Origin of the sequence: Enterococcus sp. 3G6_DIV0642, from assembly GCF_002140635.1 — a bacterium.
Classification (GTDB): domain Bacteria; phylum Bacillota; class Bacilli; order Lactobacillales; family Enterococcaceae; genus Enterococcus_D; species Enterococcus_D casseliflavus.
Genome location: NZ_NGLH01000001.1, coordinates 512052 through 534538, shown reverse-complemented (window position 1 = coordinate 534538; position 22487 = coordinate 512052). Strand labels below are relative to the sequence as shown.

Annotated in this window: 20 protein-coding genes; 6 read left to right on the top strand and 14 right to left on the bottom strand. The window is 45.0% G+C overall.

Annotation, left to right across the window (positions count from 1 at the left end; all coding sequences use genetic code 11):
- Positions 1-67: 67 nt before the first annotated feature.
- The 8 genes from A5878_RS02615 to A5878_RS02580 all read right to left on the bottom strand — a co-directional run bounded on the left by A5878_RS02615 (position 68) and on the right by A5878_RS02580 (position 8203).
- Positions 68-1174 carry a M42 family metallopeptidase gene (locus A5878_RS02615; RefSeq protein WP_010748752.1) on the bottom strand — a complete coding sequence of 369 codons (1107 nt, stop codon included), beginning with the start codon at positions 1172-1174 and terminating at the stop codon, positions 68-70.
- 12 nt (positions 1175-1186) lie between these two features.
- Entirely contained in the window at positions 1187-2257 is a 1071-nt protein-coding gene (locus A5878_RS02610) for a M42 family metallopeptidase (RefSeq protein ID WP_086294511.1), read from the bottom strand.
- A 13-nt stretch (positions 2258-2270) separates the two neighbouring features.
- The gene (locus A5878_RS02605; protein WP_010748750.1) at positions 2271-2792 is read right to left on the bottom strand and encodes a GrdB-related putative oxidoreductase; all 522 of its coding nucleotides are present in this window, start codon (positions 2790-2792) and stop codon (positions 2271-2273) included.
- A gap of 13 nt (positions 2793-2805) precedes the next feature.
- Positions 2806-4152 (bottom strand): PTS sugar transporter subunit IIC, encoded by a 1347-nt coding sequence (locus tag A5878_RS02600; RefSeq protein ID WP_010748749.1) that lies wholly within the window; start codon positions 4150-4152, stop codon positions 2806-2808.
- A 54-nt stretch (positions 4153-4206) separates the two neighbouring features.
- Positions 4207-5154 (bottom strand): N(4)-(beta-N-acetylglucosaminyl)-L-asparaginase, encoded by a 948-nt coding sequence (locus A5878_RS02595; protein ID WP_005227347.1) that lies wholly within the window; start codon positions 5152-5154, stop codon positions 4207-4209.
- 124 nt (positions 5155-5278) lie between these two features.
- On the bottom strand, positions 5279-6580 hold the full coding sequence (locus A5878_RS02590) for a Sapep family Mn(2+)-dependent dipeptidase (protein WP_086294510.1): 1302 nt from the start codon (positions 6578-6580) through the stop codon (positions 5279-5281).
- Positions 6581-6605: 25 nt separating this feature from the next.
- Entirely contained in the window at positions 6606-7334 is a 729-nt protein-coding gene (locus A5878_RS02585) for a GntR family transcriptional regulator, LSA1692 subfamily (RefSeq protein ID WP_086294509.1), read from the bottom strand.
- A gap of 26 nt (positions 7335-7360) precedes the next feature.
- Positions 7361-8203, bottom strand: coding sequence for a YitT family protein (locus tag A5878_RS02580; RefSeq protein ID WP_086294508.1), 843 nt, complete (start codon positions 8201-8203; stop codon positions 7361-7363).
- Positions 8204-8450: 247 nt separating this feature from the next.
- Here A5878_RS02580 and A5878_RS02575 point away from each other — a divergent pair, with 247 nt between their 5' ends.
- Complete coding sequence (locus A5878_RS02575; RefSeq protein WP_005227339.1) at positions 8451-8882, top strand: Hsp20/alpha crystallin family protein; 432 nt, start codon at positions 8451-8453, stop codon at positions 8880-8882.
- 131 nt (positions 8883-9013) lie between these two features.
- Here the strand turns inward: A5878_RS02575 and yajC are convergent, their stop codons facing one another.
- Positions 9014-9355 (bottom strand): preprotein translocase subunit YajC, encoded by a 342-nt coding sequence (yajC, locus tag A5878_RS02565; RefSeq protein WP_086294506.1) that lies wholly within the window; start codon positions 9353-9355, stop codon positions 9014-9016.
- An 83-nt stretch (positions 9356-9438) separates the two neighbouring features.
- A complete protein-coding gene (gene tgt, locus A5878_RS02560) occupies positions 9439-10584 on the bottom strand; it encodes a tRNA guanosine(34) transglycosylase Tgt (RefSeq protein WP_005227333.1) in 1146 nt (381 codons plus the stop codon).
- Positions 10585-10782: 198 nt separating this feature from the next.
- Here tgt and A5878_RS02555 point away from each other — a divergent pair, with 198 nt between their 5' ends.
- Positions 10783-11493: a DUF975 family protein gene (locus tag A5878_RS02555; RefSeq protein WP_086294505.1), complete on the top strand. Its 711-nt coding sequence runs from the start codon at positions 10783-10785 to the stop codon at positions 11491-11493.
- A 448-nt stretch (positions 11494-11941) separates the two neighbouring features.
- Here the strand turns inward: A5878_RS02555 and queA are convergent, their stop codons facing one another.
- The gene (queA, locus tag A5878_RS02550) at positions 11942-12973 is read right to left on the bottom strand and encodes a tRNA preQ1(34) S-adenosylmethionine ribosyltransferase-isomerase QueA (RefSeq protein ID WP_005227329.1); all 1032 of its coding nucleotides are present in this window, start codon (positions 12971-12973) and stop codon (positions 11942-11944) included.
- A gap of 352 nt (positions 12974-13325) precedes the next feature.
- On the opposite strand from queA, the gene A5878_RS02545 reads away from it, so the two are divergent.
- The 4 genes from A5878_RS02545 to A5878_RS02530 are packed head-to-tail and all read left to right on the top strand — an operon-like array spanning position 13326 to position 16727.
- Entirely contained in the window at positions 13326-14501 is a 1176-nt protein-coding gene (locus tag A5878_RS02545; RefSeq protein ID WP_005227327.1) for a betaine/proline/choline family ABC transporter ATP-binding protein, read from the top strand.
- Positions 14502-14504: 3 nt separating this feature from the next.
- On the top strand, positions 14505-15140 hold the full coding sequence (locus tag A5878_RS02540) for an ABC transporter permease (RefSeq protein WP_016609633.1): 636 nt from the start codon (positions 14505-14507) through the stop codon (positions 15138-15140).
- Positions 15140-16060: an osmoprotectant ABC transporter substrate-binding protein gene (locus tag A5878_RS02535; protein WP_005227318.1), complete on the top strand. Its 921-nt coding sequence runs from the start codon at positions 15140-15142 to the stop codon at positions 16058-16060. Before A5878_RS02540 ends, A5878_RS02535 begins: the two co-directional genes overlap by 1 nt.
- Positions 16061-16064: 4 nt before the next feature.
- Positions 16065-16727 (top strand): ABC transporter permease, encoded by a 663-nt coding sequence (locus A5878_RS02530; protein ID WP_005227316.1) that lies wholly within the window; start codon positions 16065-16067, stop codon positions 16725-16727.
- Between the two features lie 130 nt (positions 16728-16857).
- Here A5878_RS02530 and A5878_RS02525 read toward each other — a convergent pair whose 3' ends face one another.
- From A5878_RS02525 to A5878_RS02515, 3 genes are all read right to left on the bottom strand, one after another.
- Positions 16858-19689, bottom strand: a complete 2832-nt coding sequence (locus A5878_RS02525) for a discoidin domain-containing protein (RefSeq protein ID WP_086294504.1) — start codon at positions 19687-19689, stop codon at positions 16858-16860.
- 175 nt (positions 19690-19864) lie between these two features.
- A complete protein-coding gene (locus A5878_RS02520) occupies positions 19865-21805 on the bottom strand; it encodes a glycoside hydrolase family 127 protein (RefSeq protein ID WP_086294503.1) in 1941 nt (646 codons plus the stop codon).
- Between the two features lie 49 nt (positions 21806-21854).
- On the bottom strand, positions 21855-22487 hold the full coding sequence (locus A5878_RS02515) for a YesL family protein (RefSeq protein WP_086294502.1): 633 nt from the start codon (positions 22485-22487) through the stop codon (positions 21855-21857).

The window sequence follows — 22487 nt, the reverse complement described above, 5'->3', positions numbered from 1 at the left end:
TTCCTAATCGATGAACCAAAAAGACTGCTGACGAATCCTCTATCGCCAGCAGTCTTCTATTAATTGCCTAATCGCCTGAAGGAAAAACCCCCGCCGATTCTTTAAATTCACGAATATCGGAAGCTGAAAGTACATTCAAGAAGGCGCATAGCAAGTGAATGGTTTGACGATAATCTTCTTTATGAATCACCAAGCGGGAAGAATGCATATAGCGGGTGGGGATCGACAGGGTCATTGCTGGGATGCCTTTCATTGCTTTATGGATATTGCAGGCATCGGTGCCGCCAACAGTCATAAAATCGTGTCGGAAAGATAGCTGCTGCTCAAAAGCGAGTTCTTCCATTTTTGCCACAAGACCGGGATTGCCGATCGTCAATGAATCAAGTACGGAAAGCACGGTCCCTCCGCCTAATGTCAATCCGCCCTGATCAAACAAGGTATCTTCAGCTGTCGTCACATCCAATGCGATCGCTAAATCCGGTTTGATTTGGTGTGCGGCCGTGCGTGCACCGCGAATACCGACTTCTTCTTGAGTTGTAGCAGCAAAATAAACATCCACTGCCAATTCTGAAGAAGCTAAGTTTTTCATTACTTCGATACAAGCTGCTACGCAAACGCGATCATCCCAAGCTTTACCCAGCAAAAAATCAGGATCATTCATTTCACGAAACATCGTATGCGGCGTGACCATATCCCCAATGGCAATCCCCAGATCTTTTGCAGCTTCTGCTGAGGCCACACCGAGGTCTAAGTAAAAACGATTTGCCGGAATGACTTTGTTTTTCTCGTCTGTCGGCATACCATGAGGCGCACGGCTTCCGATGACGCCCACAAATTTCTCTCCAGATACTGTGGTGACACGCATTTCCTGTGCCGGCATGACGTGTCCCCACCATCCGCCTACCGGCAGAAGTTTTAGATAGCCCGCATCTGTGATTTCTTTTACCATAAAACCTACCTCATCCATGTGAGCAGAAAGCATGACTTTCGGTGCATTTTTCTGTGTGCTTTTTTTGACGAGGATCAGCGAACCTAAGGCATCATAGAACAAGTCATCAACATATGGCTGTGTATATGCTTTGACGATACGAGACACTTCTTTTTCCCGCCCGCCTATCCCATCAGCTTCACTTAGGGCTTTCAGAAGCTGAATATCTATTGTTTGATTTGTCATTAAAATCGTCTCCTAGCGGTTTTCTTCTTTGAAAGAACGGATTGCTTCTTCGTCAAGCTCAGTCAAAAAACGCGCCAATGCTTGCAGTGCTGTTTCATAGTCGCGGCGGGCAACGACTTGAGAAGCAGTGTTCTTGTTCCGCACAGACAAACTCGCTAACAAAATAGGACATCCGGTACGCAATTTGTTGAACCAAGCCCCATCTGATGCTTCAAAGGAAAAATAACTCTGACATGGTAGATTCGCAGTTTGACAAACTGCTTTCAACCGCTCCAGCGGCAAGCGATTTGGCAGAACGGTCGGATTGTAATACGTCAGCAGAAGGCCTTTACCCAAAAAACCTTGCTGATCTTCTTGTTCGTTTTGGTAATCCATTGCCTGGGCAGTATCAAGAACGATCGTAAAATCCGGTGCTGTTACATTGGCTGCTGTCTGAGCTCCTCTGGTACCGACTTGTTCCTGCACCGTACAGCCGATCATCAGATCGTAGGGCAATTTGACACTAGCAACTGCCATTGCTTTGACTAAATCAATGGTTTGACTAACATTGATGCGCCCGTTCCAATTGGACGCAATCCATGCTTGTCCATTGCTGGTTTCTTTCATTTTCGGCGCAAAGGTCACCATGTCGCCTAAAGTGATTTCCTCCGCTAAAACCGCATCTTTTGATGAAAAACCAAAATCCAACAGTACTTCATCTTTTTGACTTTTGCCATGATTGTCTTTATCGATGCCTAAAACCACCCCAAAATACTTTTCACCGCTACGGGTGATTAGCCGAACTTCTTGCCCCAGCAAGCTGTTGGCTTCGATTTTTCCCATGATGAGTCCGCGGATCAGTCCATTTGCTTCGATTTTTTTCACGAAAAAGCCTGCTTCATCCATATGAGCGCTCACCAGCACTTTAGGAGCCGCCGGTCTTTCTGATCGAATGACGGCATAAATAGATCCTAGATTATCGTAGATGATTTCATCGCAATAAGGCGCATACTTTTTTGCCAGTAATGCGGCTATCGGCTTTTCTCGTCCGGAAACACCAGGTGTATAAACGACTTCTTCTAACTGACGCATTAATTCTTCCATATTCTCGCCCTTTCTAATAGCAGTGCTGTTCAGCGAAGGCAGTGATCTCTTGGTGTGCTGCTTTCATTTGGCAAAGCGTCAGCATATCATTCATTGCCTCGGTCAATCCAGTACCGCCTTTTTTCGGCATCTTCACGATAGTGACTTGGTCTTTATATGTTTCAATTGCCTGCTGGCACTCTGGCGACATGGCGGCAACTGCTGGGATCTGTACTTTTTCTTCAATGATCTGCGCTGTTTGGGCAGCCATCTCGCCATACTTTTCATAGTTGAAACAAGGTCCGCATAAGACCGCATCTGCTCCGAGTTTTTGAGCCATAGCAGCAATTTTTAGTGACGATTCTTTCGGATTTTGTAAATAATAATCATCTCCGCAATAAATAGTGGCGAGAACATCGATTTCCTTTTGTTTCAGCAATTTCTCAAACATTTTGACTGATCCGATCGCCGTTTTTTGTCCGCCAAGCGGCTGATCACCATGCTCCTTGCCGCCTAATCCTGCTTGAATCTGATCTAATAGAAAAATAATTTTCATGGTTGCATCCTTTCTAAAGCAAATGATCGATGGAAAGATCATCAAAAGATAATTCCAAAGCGTCATTTTTGGCTTTTTCTGCTTCACGTTCTTCCTTCAGATATTGTTTGTCCAGCGTCATAATAAACGGATAATAGATCAAGCATCCAATGGCTAACAAAACAAACTGCCAGATTGACGCTACCAGACTACCGGTACTCAAGTAGCCGGAAAAACCGATCGGAGTTGTCCATGGTAAAGATACCCCTGTTGTATAAGGAATCAATCCAAGATTCGTTACGAGAGTCGACAGCAAAAGATTGATCATCGGCACGGCAATAAAGGGAATAATGATAATTGGGTTCAATACGACCGGCAAGCCGAAAATGATTGGTTCATTGATCCCGAAAATCCCCGGCACTAGTGAAAGTTTCCCTAATTCTTTGATTCGTTTTGATTTACAAAACAGCACCATGATGATGACTAGTGACAACGTCGAACCGCCGCCGCCAAAATTGGTAAAGAAGTTTGAAAATGGATCGGTAAAGATATTCGGTAACGCTTGTCCCGCTTGAAATGCATCTAGATTTTCCATCGTTAAAATACGCAAAATCGGTGAAAAGACGGAATTGGCGACTGCTGGACCATTGATGCCGAAGAACCAGAAAATCGTACATGCCAGACTGTAAATCAATTGGGCAGTCAAGGTATTGCCCGCTCCCTTGAGAGGCATTTGCAAGACATTAAAAATAAAGTCATGTACGGTACCATATGCGGTCAATCCAAATAAAATGTTGATAATAAAGAATAAAAGCATAACGAGGGCACTCGGAATCAATGCGGCAAATGATTTTGTAACAGCAGGCGGAACCCCATCTGGCATTTTGATCGTCCACCCTTTTTTCGTTGTATAGGCATAGATTTCAACAGAAAGGATCGCTGTCAGCAAGCCGACAAAAATACCGTTTGTTCCTAAATGATTGAAAGAAAGCCCGCTTATTGGGTCCGCAACGCCTTCAACTACCAATTTATTCGGCGTTAAGATCAAAAAGGCGATGACGGCAACGGCAGCTGCTTGGATTGGGTCGGTCTTCTTTTCTCTTCCGTAGGCATAGGCTGTTCCTAAGCAGGAGAAAAAACCGACCGTATTAAAGACAGAACCGGAAACTCTAGTCACCCATGATTCCCACCCGCTGCCAAAAAGACCTGCCCAAAATTCTGACCATCCTGGTATCGGGAAATTGGCAAACAGCAAGAAGATCGAGCCAACGATTACCAGCGGCGTTGTGATTAAAAAACCATCGCGTACAGCGATCAAGACTTTATTTTGTCCGAGTTTGACTGCCAGAGGCATCAAAATATTTTCAATTTTATTGAACATTCCATTCTTCCTTTCATCTTGTGTCTTTCATGGTAAAGCTGGTTGATTCCTTGATCAGACTGGTGCTTTGATCCGTTCTTCATACGCCTCCAACCATTCTTTCGTGATGGGTTCGATCACGGTTGTCTGCTCAGGTCCTGGCGTTGCCATAAAAATAGCAGGCTCTTGATTGGTGGTTGCGACACTAAAGGTAAATTCTACATTGGTTGCCACCCCCCAGCGACCCTGTTTATCTAAGGCGATCAGCGAGAAGGCGCCGGCTTTGCCGTAGCGCTTCTTCAATCGCGCTTCAAAGTCGTAAACGGCTTGATCACATGCTTCTTGCGGTGCTAGCCCTTCTCCCATCAAACGGACGATCTCGTAGGAAAGGCAGCCTTTCATCAAGTCTTCCCCTAACCCTGTGGCAGCGGCACCGCCGATTTCACTATCCACATAAAAACCAGATCCAGATAAAGGTGAATCGCCAACACGACCGCTTTTTTTCATAAATAAACCAGAACTAGAGGTTCCTGCTGCCATGCTTTGGTGTTCATCCAGCGCAACTACTCCCACTGTATCGTGGCCGTCATAGGGATCGAGGTTGTTGGCAGCGATCTCTGCTTTGCGCTTTTCCCAAATGGTTTTGGCTCGCGGTGTCAGCATCTCTTTGGGCTGGAATCCTTCGGCAAGCGCATAAGCGACCGCTCCTTGGCCGATCCGAAAACTATTGAATTTTTCCTCACTTAGGCTGCGTGCCACGGAAATAGGATTTTCCACATCGACGATCCCAGCGACGGCACCAATTTTGAAGGTATCACCATCCATGAAAGCAGCGTCCATTTCCAACACGCCTTCTTCGTTTGGCAGTCCGCCATACCCCACCGATTTATAAAATGGATAATCCTCCACTGCTTTAATGGCTGTTTCTACTGCATCTTGGCAGGAGCCTTGTTGCTCTAATATTGCTTTAGCAGCGAGCACGCCATCGTGTGCCATCCGCCATGTAGCAATCATTCCCCACATAAATATCCCTCCATTTTTCATAGCGCTTTCAAGTATATTCTATACGGTATATACTACTATGTCTATACTAAAAAAAGAGTTTCTCAAAAAAATTGGAAAAACTCTTCTTCGTTCGTGTCTTCGCTTATTTTGTCAGTGCTTGTAAGCTGCGCAAATAAATTTCAAGATTCGTCCGTAGATCGGCAACCGCCATGTACTCATCTTGGTTATGAGCGATCCCTTTTTGCCCTGGAAAAGACGGACCAAAAGCAAGGATGTTTGGCATCTTGCGGGCGTAGGTTGCTCCTGTAGTGGTCACGGGGGTTGGATCATTGCCCGTTACTTGGTGATAGATTGTCGATAGCTTTTGAATTTCGGGGGCATCTTTTGATCGGCAGAACCCTGGAATGCTGCGAAGGATCGTAAGGCTTGCCCCTTTTGGCAATGCCTTTTGCACCCTAGCGAGCACTTGTTCCTCCGTTACCGATACAGGATAGCGGAAGGCCACTTCTAATGCTAGTCCACTGGCGGATTTTTGGAGAACCACAGGGGTCAAGATCAATTTTCCTGAATCAGCATCTTCTAGTACCAAATCAAGGCCTTCGCCATAGTGCTGCTGGTGAAAACTTTGGGTGATCCACTGAAAAGCTGCTTGCAATGACGGTGTCGCCGCCAGTTGCGGTGCCGCTTGCTGCGCAAGTTTTGTAATGGCATTGTCCCCTAGCTCAGGGGCATTGCTAGGGGAGCGTTTGCCTAGTGCTTCAAAGGACTGGCTGCCTACGGTTACCGACAGGTGGTCTGGCACATGATCGCGGAATTGATCGCCAGAAAACGCAGCTAACAGCTGAGTTTCTTGGACGGGCAATGGAAAATCAAGTTGCACATTGACGACACCCCGTTCGCCGTAAACCACTGGATACTTGCAGTCTGGCGTAAAACCAAAACGCGGTGGCTGCTCAACCGCTAGATAATGCGGGATATCCGACATGCCGCTTTCTTCATCTGTACCGAAAATGATCCGCAGCGGTAATTGCGGTTGATGACCAAGGTCTTTCAATACTTTCATGGCAAACAAACAGCTGATGATCGGGCCTTTGTTATCTAAGATCCCTCGGCCATAAAAGTTGCCGTCTTTTTCAGTTAGTGCAAACGGTGGGTAGCTCCAGCCAGAACCTGCCGAGACGACATCCAAGTGTCCTAACACACCGATATAGTCGGTATCCGTTGGTCCCCAATGGGCATAGCCGATCGCATCATCGATGACCGTTGTTTGAAACCCGTATGCTGCGCTTTTTTCCATGACGTATGCTAACACTTCTCGTGGTCCTGTGCCATAAGGCGCATGAGGCGCCGGCTCACCTTTGACGCTTGCGATCTGCATCACCTCGCTCAAAAGCGTGAGAAATTCTGACCAATTGGCTTCAATACTTACTGTGAGTGGATCCATTGTCTTCACCTCTAAAGGATTGATTTTATTTTTGACGCACTAATGTATTTTTGAAGGTATATTTGTCTGCTCGGTAATAGGATATATCGTATAAGATCGGTTTGGCTGATGCGGAATAGGTCATCGAATGGACCAAAAGCATCGGTTCCTCTTGAGGCACCTGTAAAAGTTTCGCAATATCGGCAGGACTTTTCACAGCTTCCACCTCTTGATGGGAATAACCAATCTCGATGTTGGCTTCAATGACTTGATACAAAGACGACTCTAATTGAGCTTTCGTGAGTTCTGCGGTGTCTTCTTGCAGATAGCGTTTCAGTACGTAAAGATTTTCCACCGTCATGGGCTCATCATCAAAGTAACGCAAGCGCACCAAATAAACGATCGGTTCCTTGGCATAATCGCCAAACAGCTGACCAATCTCTATCGGGAGCTCTTTGACGGTTTCGATATGCAAAACTTCCGTACGGGTCTTTTTCCCTTGGATTTTGGCGATCTCGGTAAAACTTTGGAGCCCGCCAGAGCCGCTTTGGATCTTGGGCTGTTTCATGACATAGGTTCCTTTGCCTTTTTCTTTCACTAACAAATTTTGGCCAATCAATAGATCGATGGCTTTGCGCACCGTTAAACGGCTGCACTGAAATTCCTCTGCTAAATCATAATCGGAAGGAAGCTTTTGGCTCGTCACGTACGTACCTTCATGAACCCGTTGCGCAATCTGCTGGGCAACTTCTTGAAATACTGCTTGTTTTTTCAACGTCTCTCCTACTTTCTTTCACTTTGCTACCATTCATAAAACGATCGATTGGCACTGACGCCAGAAGAAACACTGACAAACGCTTGTTCATCGATTCCTTGGATCATGCCTTCGACGGTCTTGAGTTCTCTATGGGAAATGACCATTAATAATAGTTTTTTCTGTTGATGATCAAATCCACCTTCGACATCGTTGATGACCGTGATGCCTCGCTGCAAGGCACATTGCAACGTCGTAATGACGGGTTCTGCTTTTTCTGTAACGACCAGCAACTGTACACGCCGCTGCTTCAGGTTGACGTAGTCGACCATCCGCCCACTGATGAAGAAGGAAATGGCACTATAAAAAGCATAAGGCCAACCAAAGATCAGCCCAGCTGCTAGCTGCAAACTGACATTGAAGCCGATAAAGAAACTGCCGATACTTCTACCAGTGGCTTTTTTCACTAAAATCCCTAAAATGTCAAGCCCACCCGTTGAAAAATCGTCGTTCAATGTCAAGCCCACCGACACCCCGTGCAGCAATCCGCCAAACACGGCACAGATCACCGGATCGGTCGTTAAAGCAATGACCGGTACTACCTTCATCATAACAGAAGACAGGACGACGGTACAAACCGTCATGATGGTAAATTCTCGATCGATTTTGACCCAAGCAACCGCTAACAATGGCGCATTAAAAAAAAGCACCAAAAGCGGGATCGAAAGCTGCAGATTCAACTGCTCAGCTAAAAGCTGCGACAGCAATTGCGACAAACCAGTGATCCCACTCGCATAAATATTTCCCGGCAGCCAAAAGAGATTTAGGGCAATCGACGACAGCAATGCATAGATCAAAGCAACAAGCATTCGTTTTCTATAACGTGCCATGTTTTTCCTCCTCCACTTCACTTTTAGTATATATCATTAAGTATATACTGTCACGCAGAAAAAGCAGGCGAAATGAGGGGGAAAACAGGAACAAAGCAATGTAAAAACACGCCAAAATCAAGGAGTGAAACGTTGGTATCAAAGGTTTTTTAAGATTTTTTTAAAGCGAGTAAATCACTTGAAATTCGCTAAAAAATGAATAAAATAAAAAGTGTAAAAACAAAAGAATAAAGAAAGGATGATTCTTATGACACATGAGATTGTGCCACGCCGCTCAGATTCATACAGTATGACACCTTTTGATTTCTTTGAAGATTTTGGCCGCAGTTTTTTTGATGGGTTTCCATCGAACCTGATCAAAACCGATATTCACGAGAATGACAAGGAATTTCTCGTTGAAGCAGAACTGCCTGGCATCCCTAAAGAAAATATTCAAGTAACCTATGAAAATGGGGTTTTAACGATTACGGGACAACACCAGACGGATCATGCGACCGAAGATGAAAAAGGACGTCTGGTTCGCAGCGAGCGCAGCTTGACAAGCGTTCGGCGGCAATACCTGTTAGAAAACGTCAAAGAGGATGAAATCAAAGCCTCTTACGCTGAAGGAATTTTGAAATTGACGTTGCCAAAAGACCAAGGCAAACAAGCGTCAAAGAAACTGATTCCGATCGAGTAACCAAGGCAATCAAAGCACCGCAGCAAAACGAGCAATCTCTGTTTTGCTGCGGTGTTTGTTTTATTTTAGAAACTGTCCGACTACTAAAAAAACGCACCATCGCTTCTAAGAAAGCGACGGTGCGTTTGTGCTTATTCTTTGGTTTCGTCTTGGATGCTCGTTGCGTCTTCGACATCAGCTGGTTCGATTTGTGTTTCAACGGATGCAACAGTTCCGGGTTTCACTATGCGGATCGCTGAACGATCAAACTCTAAGAAAATTCCTTCACAGTCGATGATCACGGTGCTTTTTTCTGTGTTGACTTCAGAAAGAACGCCGTGGAGTCCGCCGATGGTTACGACTTCATCGCCAGCTTTCATATTTTCTAAAAGATTTTTACGCTCTTGCTGTTGTTTCTTTTGTGAACGACTCATAAAGAACCACATTGCCACTAAAGCAACCAGCATAAAGAGCATTGGTAAAGATTGTGCCATTTTTTTCACCTCGATTTATTTTCTTTCCTATAAGATACTTTATCAGAATTCCTCTATTATTCCCACCATTTTAGTAGAGAATGTTAGAAATTCCTCGCATTTTCCTTGTTGAACCCATACTCTTCAATAAAATGCTCACGGAACTCCAACAAGTTGTCATCCATGATGGCTTGACGGACATTTTTCATCAGATTCAATAAGAAGTAGACATTATGGTAAGACGTCAAACGCATACCAAAGGTTTCATCACATTTGATCAAGTGGCGGATGTACGCACGAGAATAGTTTTTACATGTATAGCAATCACACTTCTCGTCAATTGGTCGAAAGTCACGGGCATATTGCGCATTTTTCACGACTAAACGACCTTTTGAAGTCATACAGGTACCGTTTCTTGCGATCCGTGTTGGTAAAACGCAGTCGAACATATCGACACCGCGAATCACGCCATCGATCAAGGAGTCAGCTGCCCCAACGCCCATCAGGTAACGTGGTTTGTTTTCTGGAATCCAAGGAGTCGTAAATTCCAACACGCGATTCATTTCCGCTTTTGGTTCGCCAACTGACAGGCCGCCGATGGAATACCCTGGGAAGTCCATACTGATCAAGTCTTGGGCACTTTGCTTGCGCAAGTCTTCAAAGCCTGCACCTTGAATGATCCCAAACAAGCCTTGCCGATCTGGATTGGCATGGGCTTTCAAGCCACGCTCCGCCCAGCGAGACGTCCGTTCCACCGATTTTTTGACGTAGTCATAGCTTTCATCAAATGGCGGACACTCATCAAAACTCATCATGATATCTGACCCTAATTTGTTTTGGATATCAATCGCTTTTTCAGGAGATAAAAACATTTTCGACCCATTCAAATGGTTTTTGAAATGGACACCTTCTTCGACGATGTTGCGCATTTCGGCTAATGAAAAGACTTGGAAACCACCTGAATCTGTTAAGATCGGTTGATCCCAATTCATAAATTTATGTAAGCCGCCTGCTTCTGCAACAATGTCTTCTCCTGGACGCAACCACAAATGATAGGTATTGCTTAAAATGACGCCTGCACCCATTTCTTTCAACTCTTCAGGGGCAAGGGTTTTGACCGTTGCTAATGTGCCGACTGGCATGAACATTGGCGTTGGAAAGGTTCCGTGAGGCGTGATCAGTTCGCCTAAACGGGCACCGGTATGCTTTTCTTTCTTTATCAGACGATAACGAATGGCTGGTTCCGTCATTCATTTCCCTACTTTCTCTCTATACTCGATTAACTGTGCAACGCTATCTATGATAAGGGTTGCCCTTACATTTTGCAAGGAAGTTTAAAGAAACTAAGAGTATTTTCTCCTAGTCATGCGAAACATCTATTACTTTTTTTTGAAGATTTAGCGAAAGTTTGCTATCATGTTATTTATATTGAAGGGAGGTTTTTTGAAATGAAATCAAATAGAGAACTAAAAGCAGAAGCAAAAGCAATGCTGCGAGGACGCTGGAAAGACAGTGTTTTGATGTGTATTGTACCGACTTTGATCTCGATCGCTATCGCATTCGTCATTATCGTCCTTACTGTTATTCCATTGTATCAAAGCGGTATGTTCAATGATCTTGGTTCTACCGATGCAGTCAATTCCGCTGGCGGCAGTGGTGGCAGTGGCGGCGGCGGTTTGATCAGCGGTCTATTTTCTGCCTTATTCGGTGCTGGGATCTCTTGGACTTTCCTTGATCTTTTACGCGGTAAAAAACAGTCGATCCAACCCTTTTCTGATGTCTTTCGTGGCTTCAGTGGTGCTTTCGTGTTAGGGATCATCGTCATTTATATTTTGTCGACTATCTTCACGACGTTGTGGACATTCCTGTTTATCATTCCTGGGATCATCAAAGCTTATTCTTATTCTCAAGCATATTTTATCTTTTATGATACTTATGAAGAAACGGGCATGCGGCCAGATTTTCTCAGCTGCATCACAGGTAGCCGTCATTTAATGAGAGGCTACAAAGGTCAACTGTTCATCCTTGATCTGAGCTTCATCGGCTGGCACATTTTGGCCATCATGACTGCAGGAATCGGCTACTTATGGCTGACACCTTACATCAGTGCAACCAAAGCAGCGTTTTATGACAATCTGCCTAAACGAGCACTTGCTTAAAAGATCGGTTCGCCGGTCTTTTTTTTGAGGAAAACGACCTTTTTCTTTTGCAAACGCTTCCGTTTCGTGTTATAGTATACGTGTAAGGAAGGTAGCAACTCTGTTGGTGGTTTTCGTAAATATCGCAAACTCAATCTACTAAAAGTTGTTGAACGTACAAGTTTCACCTAGTACCAAACGTGTAAAGTAACAAGAAGAAAAACGTAACAAGGATCGAACATTTCCATATCGAAAAATGATACGTCTCATTTTGTATCGGAATACACGAAACATGTGTAAGTTTGTAAATGAAAACAAATTTTCGAGAAACATTGCTTTGCATGGACCACAAAAAGCGACCACCACTTATACCTTCCTCTAGTAGTAAGCTGGGCGACAAAAAAGCAGTTCTAAAAGTTGAGAAATTGTTTCAACTTAAAGAGCCGCTTACGTCGCTCAGTTTTTTTGTTTATTTTAAGAACATCGCATCGCCAAAGCTAAAGAAGCGATACCGCTCATCGATGGCATGCTGGTAGGCAGAAAGTGTTAGGTCGCGTCCTGCAAAGGCACTGACTAACATCACTAAGGTTGATTTTGGTAAATGGAAGTTGGTAGAAAAAGCTTCCACGATTTTAAACTGATAGCCTGGCGTGATAAAAATACTCGTCCACCCACTATCGGCTTTGATTTGCCCATCAAACTTAGTCCCAATGGTTTCTAACGTACGGATCGAAGTCGTACCGACTGCAACGATCTTGCCGCCATTTGCCCGAACCTCGTTCAATTGAGCGGCAGCTTCTTCTGTCAAACGGTAAAATTCGCTGTGCATCTCATGATCAGCGATATTATCGACACTCACTGGACGAAACGTTCCTAAACCAACGTGCAAAGTCAGATAAACCAGCTTGACGCCTTTTGCTGCGATCTGCTCCAGCAATTCTGGGGTAAAATGCAAGCCGGCAGTCGGTGCAGCAGCTGAGCCGTTTTCTTTGGCATAAACCGTTTGATAGCGGTCTGGGTCTTCTAGCCGTTCTTTGATATAAGGCGGTAACGGCATTTCGCCAAGTGATTCCAGAATCTCTAAAAAGATCCCTTTGTATTGAAAACGAATGATCCGGCCGCCGTGATCGAGCTCTTCTTCCACCACTGCCTCTAATCGTCCGTCGCCAAAGGTGATCTTCGTGCCGACTTTGGCTCTTTTGGCTGGCTTGATCAAGGTTTCCCACGTATCCCCTTCAATATTATTCAGTAAAAGGATTTCCAAATGGGCACCTGTTTCTTGTTTTTCGCCATAGATACGAGCTGGTAATACCCGCGTATCATTCATCACCAAAGCATCCCCTGGTGCCAATTCATCAATGATGTTATAGAAGTGCTTGTCCTCAAATTTGCCAGTCTCGCGGTCAACCACTAATAAACGGGAACTTGAGCGATCACTTAATGGCGTTTGAGCAATCAGTTCTTCCGGTAAGTCAAAATCAAAATCTTCAGTTGTAAGCATGTTGTTCCTCTCTTTCCCTAAATTCTTCTCTATTCTAGCATGTTTTTATAAAAAATGAAAAAACAGCTTTTAATTCTGCCCTTTCTTAGAAAAAAATAAAGAGACTGCTGCCAAGGCGTTCTGCAAAAAAGCCCCCTTTTTCCCAATGAAAAATAACGGGGGATCTTCGCCGTTTCTTTTCTCTATGCACCGCTCCTTAATGTGGACTTGCTTCTGGCGCTATTTTCGGTTTTGTCTATACAATTATGAAAAAAATGGGCAGATTATTTGAATAACAAGGGACTTTTCGGCATACTTAGTACAGATTCTAAGCCATTATTCAGATTGCTTAAATAAAAATAGAGGTGACATCATGATTGAGTTTCAGCAGGTATCCAAAATTTACAAAGGTGGTAAAGTCGCTGTTGAAGATGTGAATCTTTCCTTTGAAAAAGGCGAATTCATTTGCTTCATCGGGACAAGTGGTAGCGGAAAGACGACTTGTATGCGGATGATCAACCGTATGACGGATCCTTCTAAAGGAAAAATCTTGATCAATGGAAAAAGCGTCACAGAGATCAACCCAGTGGAATTACGCCGTCAAATCGGCTATGTGATCCAAAGCATCGGTTTGATGCCTCACATGACGATTCGGGAAAACATTACACTGGTTCAAAAATTGTTAAAAGTCAGCCAAGAAGAACGCAACAAAACTGCCGAGCGCATGATCGATTTGGTGGAATTGCCGCGAGAAATGCTCGACCGCTACCCCAACGAATTATCTGGGGGCCAACAGCAACGGATCGGTGTTGTCCGTGCCTTGGCAGCTGACCAAGATGTCATCTTAATGGATGAGCCTTTTGGCGCACTAGACCCAATCACTCGTGATTCCCTACAAGATTTGGTCAAAGACTTGCAAGAACGGCTTGGAAAAACCGTCGTCTTCGTTACCCATGATATGGATGAAGCATTGAAACTTGCTAGCCGTATCGTGATCATGAGTGAAGGAAAAGTCATTCAATTTGATACACCAGAAAATATTCTGCAACACCCAGCAACACCGTTTGTGGAAGAATTGATCGGTGAAGACCGCTTGTTGCAAGCAAAACCTGACACGACGCCAGTTAAAGACGTGATGTTGAATACCCCGATCGCTATCACACCAGAAAAATCCTTACAAGAAGCGATTCACTTGATGCGGGAAAAACGGGTCGATACCTTGCTGGTTACCGATAATAGCAACGTGCTAAAAGGCTACATCGATGTCGAATCCATCGACCGCAACCGTGGCAAAGTTACTAGTGTCGGCGATATCTTGAACAAAGATGTCTTTTTCGTTCGTGAAACCGCCTTGTTGCGGGATACCTTGCAACGCATTTTAAAACGCGGCTTAAAATATGTGCCGGTAGTAGATGCCGACAAACATTTAGTCGGGATTTTGACCCGTGCTTCCTTAGTTGATATCGTTTATGACGTGATTTGGGGCGATGAGCCATCGATCATGGAAGCCATTGAGTCGGCGAAACCTGAAGAAACTGAGGAGGTCTAGCGCATGCAAAGCTTCTTTAATGAATATGGCGGCCAATTGGTCACCAAAAGTCTCGAACATTTGTATATCTCCTTTGCGGCTTTGCTCTTAGGGATTCTTGTTGCTGTACCGATCGGTGTGATCTTGACCCGTTTCCCCAAAGCAGCAACGGTCGTGATCGGCATCACCAGTGCGCTGCAAACCGTGCCTTCTTTGGCACTATTGGCATTGATGATCCCGATTTTAGGTGTCGGAAAAGTCCCTGCCATCGTCGCTCTTTTCATTTATTCCTTGTTGCCGATTTTGCGAAATACCTACATTGGAATGAAAAAAGTCGATTGGAATTACCGCGATGTTGCCAAAGGGATGGGAATGACCAACTTACAGTCGATCATTAGTGTGGAATTACCCCTAGCGATCCCAACGATCATGGCAGGGATCCGCTTATCGGCCGTGTATGTTTTAGCCTGGGCTACCTTGGCTTCTTACATTGGTGCCGGTGGGCTTGGTGATTTGATCTTTAGCGGACTAAACAATTACCAACCGCCTTTGATTTTTGCTGGAACGATTCCAGTGACGATCTTTGCTTTATTAGCTGACTGGTTACTGGGTTTGTTAGAAAACAAACTGACACCAGCTGCCTTAAGGGGGGATGCGTAATGAAAAAAACTTCAAAATTAGCGCTGTTGTTTTCCTTAAGTGTCGCTTTACTGTCCGGCTGTTCTTTTCCCGGTTTAGCCTCGACTTCTGATGAGAATACCGTGGCGATCACAGGTGGGATCACTTCCGAAGCCCAAATTCTTGGCGCGGTGGTTGCCGGTATGGTCGAACACTATACGGATAAAAACACAACCGTCATTAACAACTTAGCAACAACGACCATCAATCACCAAGCGATGATGAATGGCGATGCGTCGATCTCAGCTGCTCGCTACACAGGAACTGACTTGACCACGACGTTAGGGTTGGAACCAGAATCTGATCCGCAAGCCGCCTTTGACAAAGTCAAATCAGAATTTGAGCAACGGTACCAACAGACTTGGTTCCCTTCTTACGGCTTTGATAACACATATGTCTTTCTTGTCAGAAAAGATACTGCCGAAGAATACGGATTGGAAAAAGTCAGTGACTTGAAAGATGTCGCAGATCAATTGGTTGCAGGGGTCGATACCGCGTGGATCACACGGGTCGGCGATGGATACGATGGCTTCCAGAAAGCCTATGGATTCTCTTTCCAAAATATCCTACCGATGCAAATCGGTCTCGTCTACGATGCTGTTGATAACGGAAAAATGGATATCGTTTTAGGGTACTCAACCGACGGCCGGATCGGCAGTTACGATCTCGTGATGCTAGAAGACGATCTAAACTTCTTCCCGCCTTATGATGCCGCACCGATCGTCGATGACAAATTGTTGAAAGAAACACCTGAAATCGGCGATGCCCTGAACAAATTAGCAGGCAAAATCGATACCGAAAAAATGCAAGAATTGAATTACCAAGTGGATAATGACCTTCTAGAACCAACGGTAGTTGCCGAACGTTTCTTAGAAGAAAATAATTACTTCGAAGGAGAGTGACGAAATGGCAGACATGAATTTATTCCAACAATTTCTTTTCTATTTTCAAGAAAATGGCGGCTATGTTTTTGCCCAGTTCATTCGTCACTTCTTGATTTCAATCTACGGGGTACTTTTTGCCTCGATCGTCGGGATTCCAATCGGGATCTTGATTTCTAAAAAAATGCGTTTGGCAGATTGGGTGATTCGTTTCGCCAATATCATCCAGACGATTCCATCTTTAGCGATGATCTCGATTTTAATGATCGGCATGGGCTTAGGTGTGAATGTCGTGATTTTAACGATTTTCCTTTATTCTTTGTTACCGATCATCAAAAATACCTATACCGGCATGCGCCAAGTCGACCGCAATACGTTAGATGTCGGCAAAGGGATGGGGATGACTAGCTGGCAGCGATTGTATATGATCGAATTGCCATTGTCTGTTTCGGTGATCATGGCAGGGATTCGAAACGCCTTAGTCGTGGCGATCGGTATCACCGCTATTGGCGCTTTCGTTGGTGCTGGTGGACTGGGGGACATCATCATCCGCGGAACCAATGCGACGGATGGTGCATCGATCATCTTAGCCGGTGCTTTACCAACTGCCTTGATGGCGATCATTACGGATCTTGGGCTAAGCTTTATTGAACGCCGCTTAGATCCAGCCAGCCGTACGTCACGCTAAACTTATTTGGAAAAAGCAAAAGCCGTTGTGACCATTTATTGGTCGCAACGGCTTTTTTGGTTCGGTCATTTTTCAGAAAAGCATGCTTCAGACGCTTCCCTTCTTAGGTTTAACGCCCTGCTCTTTTTCGCTATTTATCCATTCCGTATACTTCGATTTCATAGATTCGGGCTGCCGAATCTGCTCCTTGTGTTGGTTTATCGATACTGATTTTTACATATTGCACCTTCTTGACGGCAAACGTATTGGTGCTAGTGCCCGCTTCATTTTTCAACGTTCGTGAAACTGGCTCATAGTCTTTGCCATCTTCACTGACGAGCACCGTATACGCCCGCGTATTCATGTCTGGGCCTTCTCCACCAGCTTCCGCATGGGCGAGGCGGACTTCACTGACCGTTTGTGGTCGACCGAGATCGATCATCAACTCATGAGGCGCATTGCCTGTCGCACACCACTTCGTACTCAAATCACCATCGAGGGCAAAAGCTGGTGCTTCGGCATCATTGACAAACGATGAAGCAGTTGCTTCGGCATCTTTTGAAAGCAGTAGCAACTCTTTCGGCGCATCAGCAGAAATCGTGATCAATCCCGCCATTTCCAGAGGGGTCTCTCCTGCTTCGTTTTTGGCAACAAGCGTGACTTTGTAGGTACCTGGTTCCGAATAGGTCACTTGGGGATTTTCTTCTGTACTGCTGCTGATATCGCCGCCTTCAAACGTCCATTCAAATGCTTCGGCATTCGCAGATGAGGTATTCGTGAAGGTGATCGTTTCCCCCGGTGCCGCTAAGGTTTTAGAGGCTGTAAAGGCTGCTTTTGGCAGCTGATTGTTCGGCCAAGTGATCTCCACCGTATCGGATAGCTTGCCACGATTGCCATAGCGATCCACTGCCACCACCGCGAACTTGGTTTTCGTTCCTTTTGGTCGTTCAACGGCATTCAAATAGTGGTTGGTTGCTGGCGTAGCTGCTAAGAAGGAGCGTGAGCCGTCATCGTTCAATTGGTAGACCTCATAAACCGCAGCTGTCTTGTCCTTGGCAGCTTCCCACGTTAAACGGACCCCCGCATAGTTGCCCTCTTCTTCATCAAAGAGCACATCCTCAACCGTCAATGCTTCGGCAGCGAATTTCTCCGCTTTCTGATCTCCGATCGTTAATTGCCCTAGATTCAACTCATAGACATCACTGGTTTCTTTCGTGGTTATGTCATAACCGATCGCTGTCACTTCCCCTTTGATGTCTTTCAATGAGTAAGTGATCGTCGTCCAGTCTGTTGCGACCTCTTTGTCTCCTTTGATCGTTTGTGTTGAACCATCAGCTAAAGTCACGACCAAATCAAGAGCTGTCGGTACCGTTGCTTTGACAGTCGTCGTCAACTTCGTCTTTTTCGTCACAGGAAATGCTGTCTGATACAATGCCATGTGACTGGTACTACCTTTTGTCATCTGTCCACGTAGTTTCAGTGCATTTCCGCCATTATAGGCCTCAGCATAATTGATTGATACAGCCAAATCATTGTCTTTTCCATGGTCAAAGACCCAACGATAGGTCGGCAAAACAGCTTGCAAACTTCGGTTGTTCCAATTGCGGCTGGACACTTTTTCTCCCTCGATAAAATAGTTGTAGCCATTCCCCAAACTAAAATTCGTCACAAAAGGCAGCTCTGTGATAGCGGTCTGTTCCAGGGCATACGTGGAGATCCCAGGCCACTCTGTCGCTTCTGGCAGCTGGCTTTCCCGAGGATCGCCCGTGATATTGACCCAAAAAGCATTCTCTTTGCTTTGGAAATCATCCGGCGTACTAGCAGAAGAATAGGTCCAGCTAGGCACATACAGGCCCAATGAGGTATAAGGAACGCCTTTTTCATCCGTAAACAGATCCCAGCGCACAGGCGTTGAATAACCATTTTCTTGCACATCGATCCCAGCAAAAAGATCGTAAGGATCGACACCGATTTCATGGGCTTTTTCATTGGAGGCCTTCAACAGCTCTTTGTCCGCCAGTTTGTCAGTGGTCCACCAGAAATTCAAGAACATACTATCTGCCAATGGGTTCATCTCTGCATCCACCAAATAGGCTTTGTTCTTATCCGTCAAAGCGTTTTGCCAATCCATTTTCCCATCACTCGTCATGGAATCATACCACATGATCTCTAAATGCTCGTCGGCTTGTTCTTTGAATTGGGCGATCAATTCTTGCATTGCTTTGGCGTGGCTTTCATTTAGTCCTTTACCATCAGCCCCCGATTGTTCGACACCTTCCGCTGCATCATCAAAACTAGTGACCGCCGTATCGGTTTCTTGATTGATGAACCAGCCATCAAAGCCATACGTATTGGCAACTTCGATCATTTTTTCTACGATCGGAAAGTTGCCGTCCTCATCCTTAGCTAAAAACGTATCTAGCCATTCCAGCTTCCCACCATGGGCAGTTTGCGGAAAGAAGATCGTTCCTAAAACCGGCACGCCATTCCTATGAGCAGCATCTGTCACATCAGGACTTGGTGGTACGATGATCCCTTCGCCAGAAGAGCCGCCCCAATAAACCAATTGATCGATGTATTGCCAATAAGAAAAGACATTGGCATCAAAGGTATTGATCCCACGTGGTGCATTGCCGCTCGTACTGCTATTCATGATCGAAAGCGCCACGACTTTGGTTTCTGCCGTTTGCGTGTCATTCATCTTCGGCAACGTCTCTTTAGCTGCCCGCTGCGCTAATGGAACAACGCTGGTATTGTATTTCGCATCTGGATCTTTTTCAAAAGACCATGCCAACAAATCCTCTGGGAACCAATAAGACGACTCCGGTTGATTGTCCATCGCTTTTTCCAACGTACTTTTGGCTGTTTCTTGGTAAACGACTTTTCCAGTTGTCTTCGCCTCACTTTGGGTGCAGCCACCGATTGCCGTTGCCGCTGCCAATACCAACAAAGATGCGCCAACTTTACTGATTTTCCTTGTCACACTTCTTCCTCCTTGTTTTACATAAACCCGCCAACATTCCTACACTAAAACGATAACGCTTTCAAAGACCGGAATATAGGAACAAATTAAAGAAATCATGCAACAAATCCAAGAAGGTTGAGTTTAGAAAAAAAAGAGCCTCCGTTTAGGGAAGCTCTTTGGCCCTGCTTACTTCTTACTTCTTTCCAACGAGCGGCAGCCAAACGCGCATTTCGCCTATGCCCCGATTGCCCCATAAATGGTATGGGATCAGTTGCCACGTACGAGGAATGACCGTTTCCGCTCGTTCTTCGTAAAGGGTTGTTCCCGACCATTCTTCGCTTTGGTAGCCTTTGATCGCCAAGCGTAAAGTAGTTGGCAACAACGTATCCTCTTTCGAAAAGGTCGCCTCCAGCGCCTGTGGGTCGATGCGGCAACGCCAGAGTGCTTGACCATTGTCGGCTTCTTCTATGCAATACACGAAGGGGCCACGTTGCAATGCGACTTGATTGATGTCTTGAATAACTTGAGGATTCGCACGCAAGATTTGCAATGGTTGTTCAAAACGGATATTGGCCGTTACGTTTTCGACTGCCTCAAAGATGATTGCCTCGTTCGTCTCCTGCCATTCGTGTTCACTATCGATTTGAAACTTACTTAGTCCGTTAGGTTTGTGGATGATGAGCGTCTTTGGAATGCCTTGATAGCGAATCGTGAGGTCCTCTGTAAAAGGAAACCCGCCCGTTTGTTCAAACGTAAATTGATCAGGTTCTTCTAAACGGCTTGCTACAAATAAATTCACGTAAAGCTTCTCTTGATCGCAAGTGTAAACCAAGCGCTGCAGCGAAGCGACCATCCGTGCAAAATTCGGCGGACAACACGCACAACCGAGCCAATCAGGTCGTTGGGCTTTGACGTGACCTTTGCCAGGATTTTCTTGATCTCGTTGGGGATTGACCTCCAAAGGATTCACGTAGAAAAAGTGTTTACCGTCAATTGCCGCACCAGAAAGGACGCTATTATACAACGCTCGTTCCATCGTCGCTAAATATTTTGGTTCATTGGTTAGTTTGAACAGCTCAAAAGAAAATTGGACCAATGCAATAGCTGCACAGGTTTCACAATACATCGTATCATTTGGCAAATCATAGGGACCGACAAAGGCTTCCCCGTGAACGGTTGAGCCGACGCCACCGGTCACATACATTTTCTTACAGGCGATGTCTTCCCAGATCGCTTCGCAAGCGTCGCTTAATGCTTGATCTTGGGTATGCTGGGCGACTTTTGCCATCCCGCTTGCCATATACAGCATTCGTACCGCATGACCTTTGGCTTCATGCTGCTTTTTAGGTTGATCGTAGGCTTGTAAATAGGTGAGGTCTACCCTTGGCGTTTCATCCGATAAGCCATCCGCTTGGTTTTTCAAGATTTCTTTTTCGTAAAAGGCAGGATCTTCCCCACGTACTTCAAGAAAGAAATCAGCTAATGTCAAATAGGTTTGTTTACCGGTGTATTCATACAAACGCACCAGAGCCAATTCGATCTCTTGATGGCCATCAGCACCTTGAATTTTTCCAGGCTCCCGCCCAAAATACGTGCAAATATTGGCGATATTTTTCTCTGCCACGGTCAGTAATTTATCCTTGCCTGTTGCTTGATCATAAGCGATAGCCGCTTCGACTAGATGCCCGGCACAATAAAGTTCATGACTGAAATACAGCTGACGGTATTTTAACTTCGGTCGGGTCAATTGAAAGAAGGTATTTAAGTAGCCATCCGCTTCTTGCGCAGCAGCAACTAAGTCAATCACTTCATCTACTGTCGTTTCCAATTGCGGATCGCTAGTATTCAACAAGCTATACCCAGCCGACTCGATCCATTTGTAGACATCACTATCTTGGAAAAACCAGCCAAAATGTTCCCCTTCCATTTGCCCTGCAGCGATGCGAAAATTCGCCAATGCATGGCTTTTCCCAGCTGGCAAATTGGGATCTTCCCGTTCTGCTTGAACATCTACATCGATTTCATCATTTAGGACTTGGTATTGGTAAGGAATCGTTTCTTTGCGAACAAGCTCTTGGTATCCTTGCCAAAACTCGTCCGTGAGCTGGATCTTGTTTAATGCGAATTCTTTCATTTCGTTCTCCTATTCTTTTATTTTGAGATTTTATGGTAAATGTACGAGCTTAGACAGTCGTATGCTTTTTTTCAGGTAAAAAGACATACGCATCTTTTTGTTTAAACAAATTAAGTTGAAAATAAACCAGCGGTGTAACACCAAATACGAAGAATAAACCCGGTAGTAGGTAGTAGCAACAGCTGATCCCGACCATAAGGACGAAAATTTGACCGGTCAATCCAGGTTTGCCAAGCATTAGAATCAAACTTTTTTTAAGCATGGGTTTCCAAGCTCGTTCGTGTTGAAAAAACCAAAAGAGATTGGCTAAAAAAAGGAGACTAATCACTATCAGAAGTTGGATCAACAAATAAACGGTTGTATCGGCTTCGGTAAAGACATAGTGTCTCATTAGCATCAAGTCAATCGAAAAAAGGGCTGCTAAAGGAAGGACAAAGAGTCCTAATCGATTCATTCTCCAAAAGTTTTTTCGAAAGCTTCTTGCAAAGGACTGAAACAATTTTATCGCATTTGCTTCTTGGTATTTTTCGTCATTGCAAAGTTCGTAAACCGCATTGGTTGCTGGCAATAGTCCGAAAAAAACTAAGCCGAATAAGGTAAACAGCAGCCAATAGCAATGCAACAGAAATAACAGTAAGCCTTTTTTCCCAATGCTCACATGTAAATCGACTAGCTTATTCAT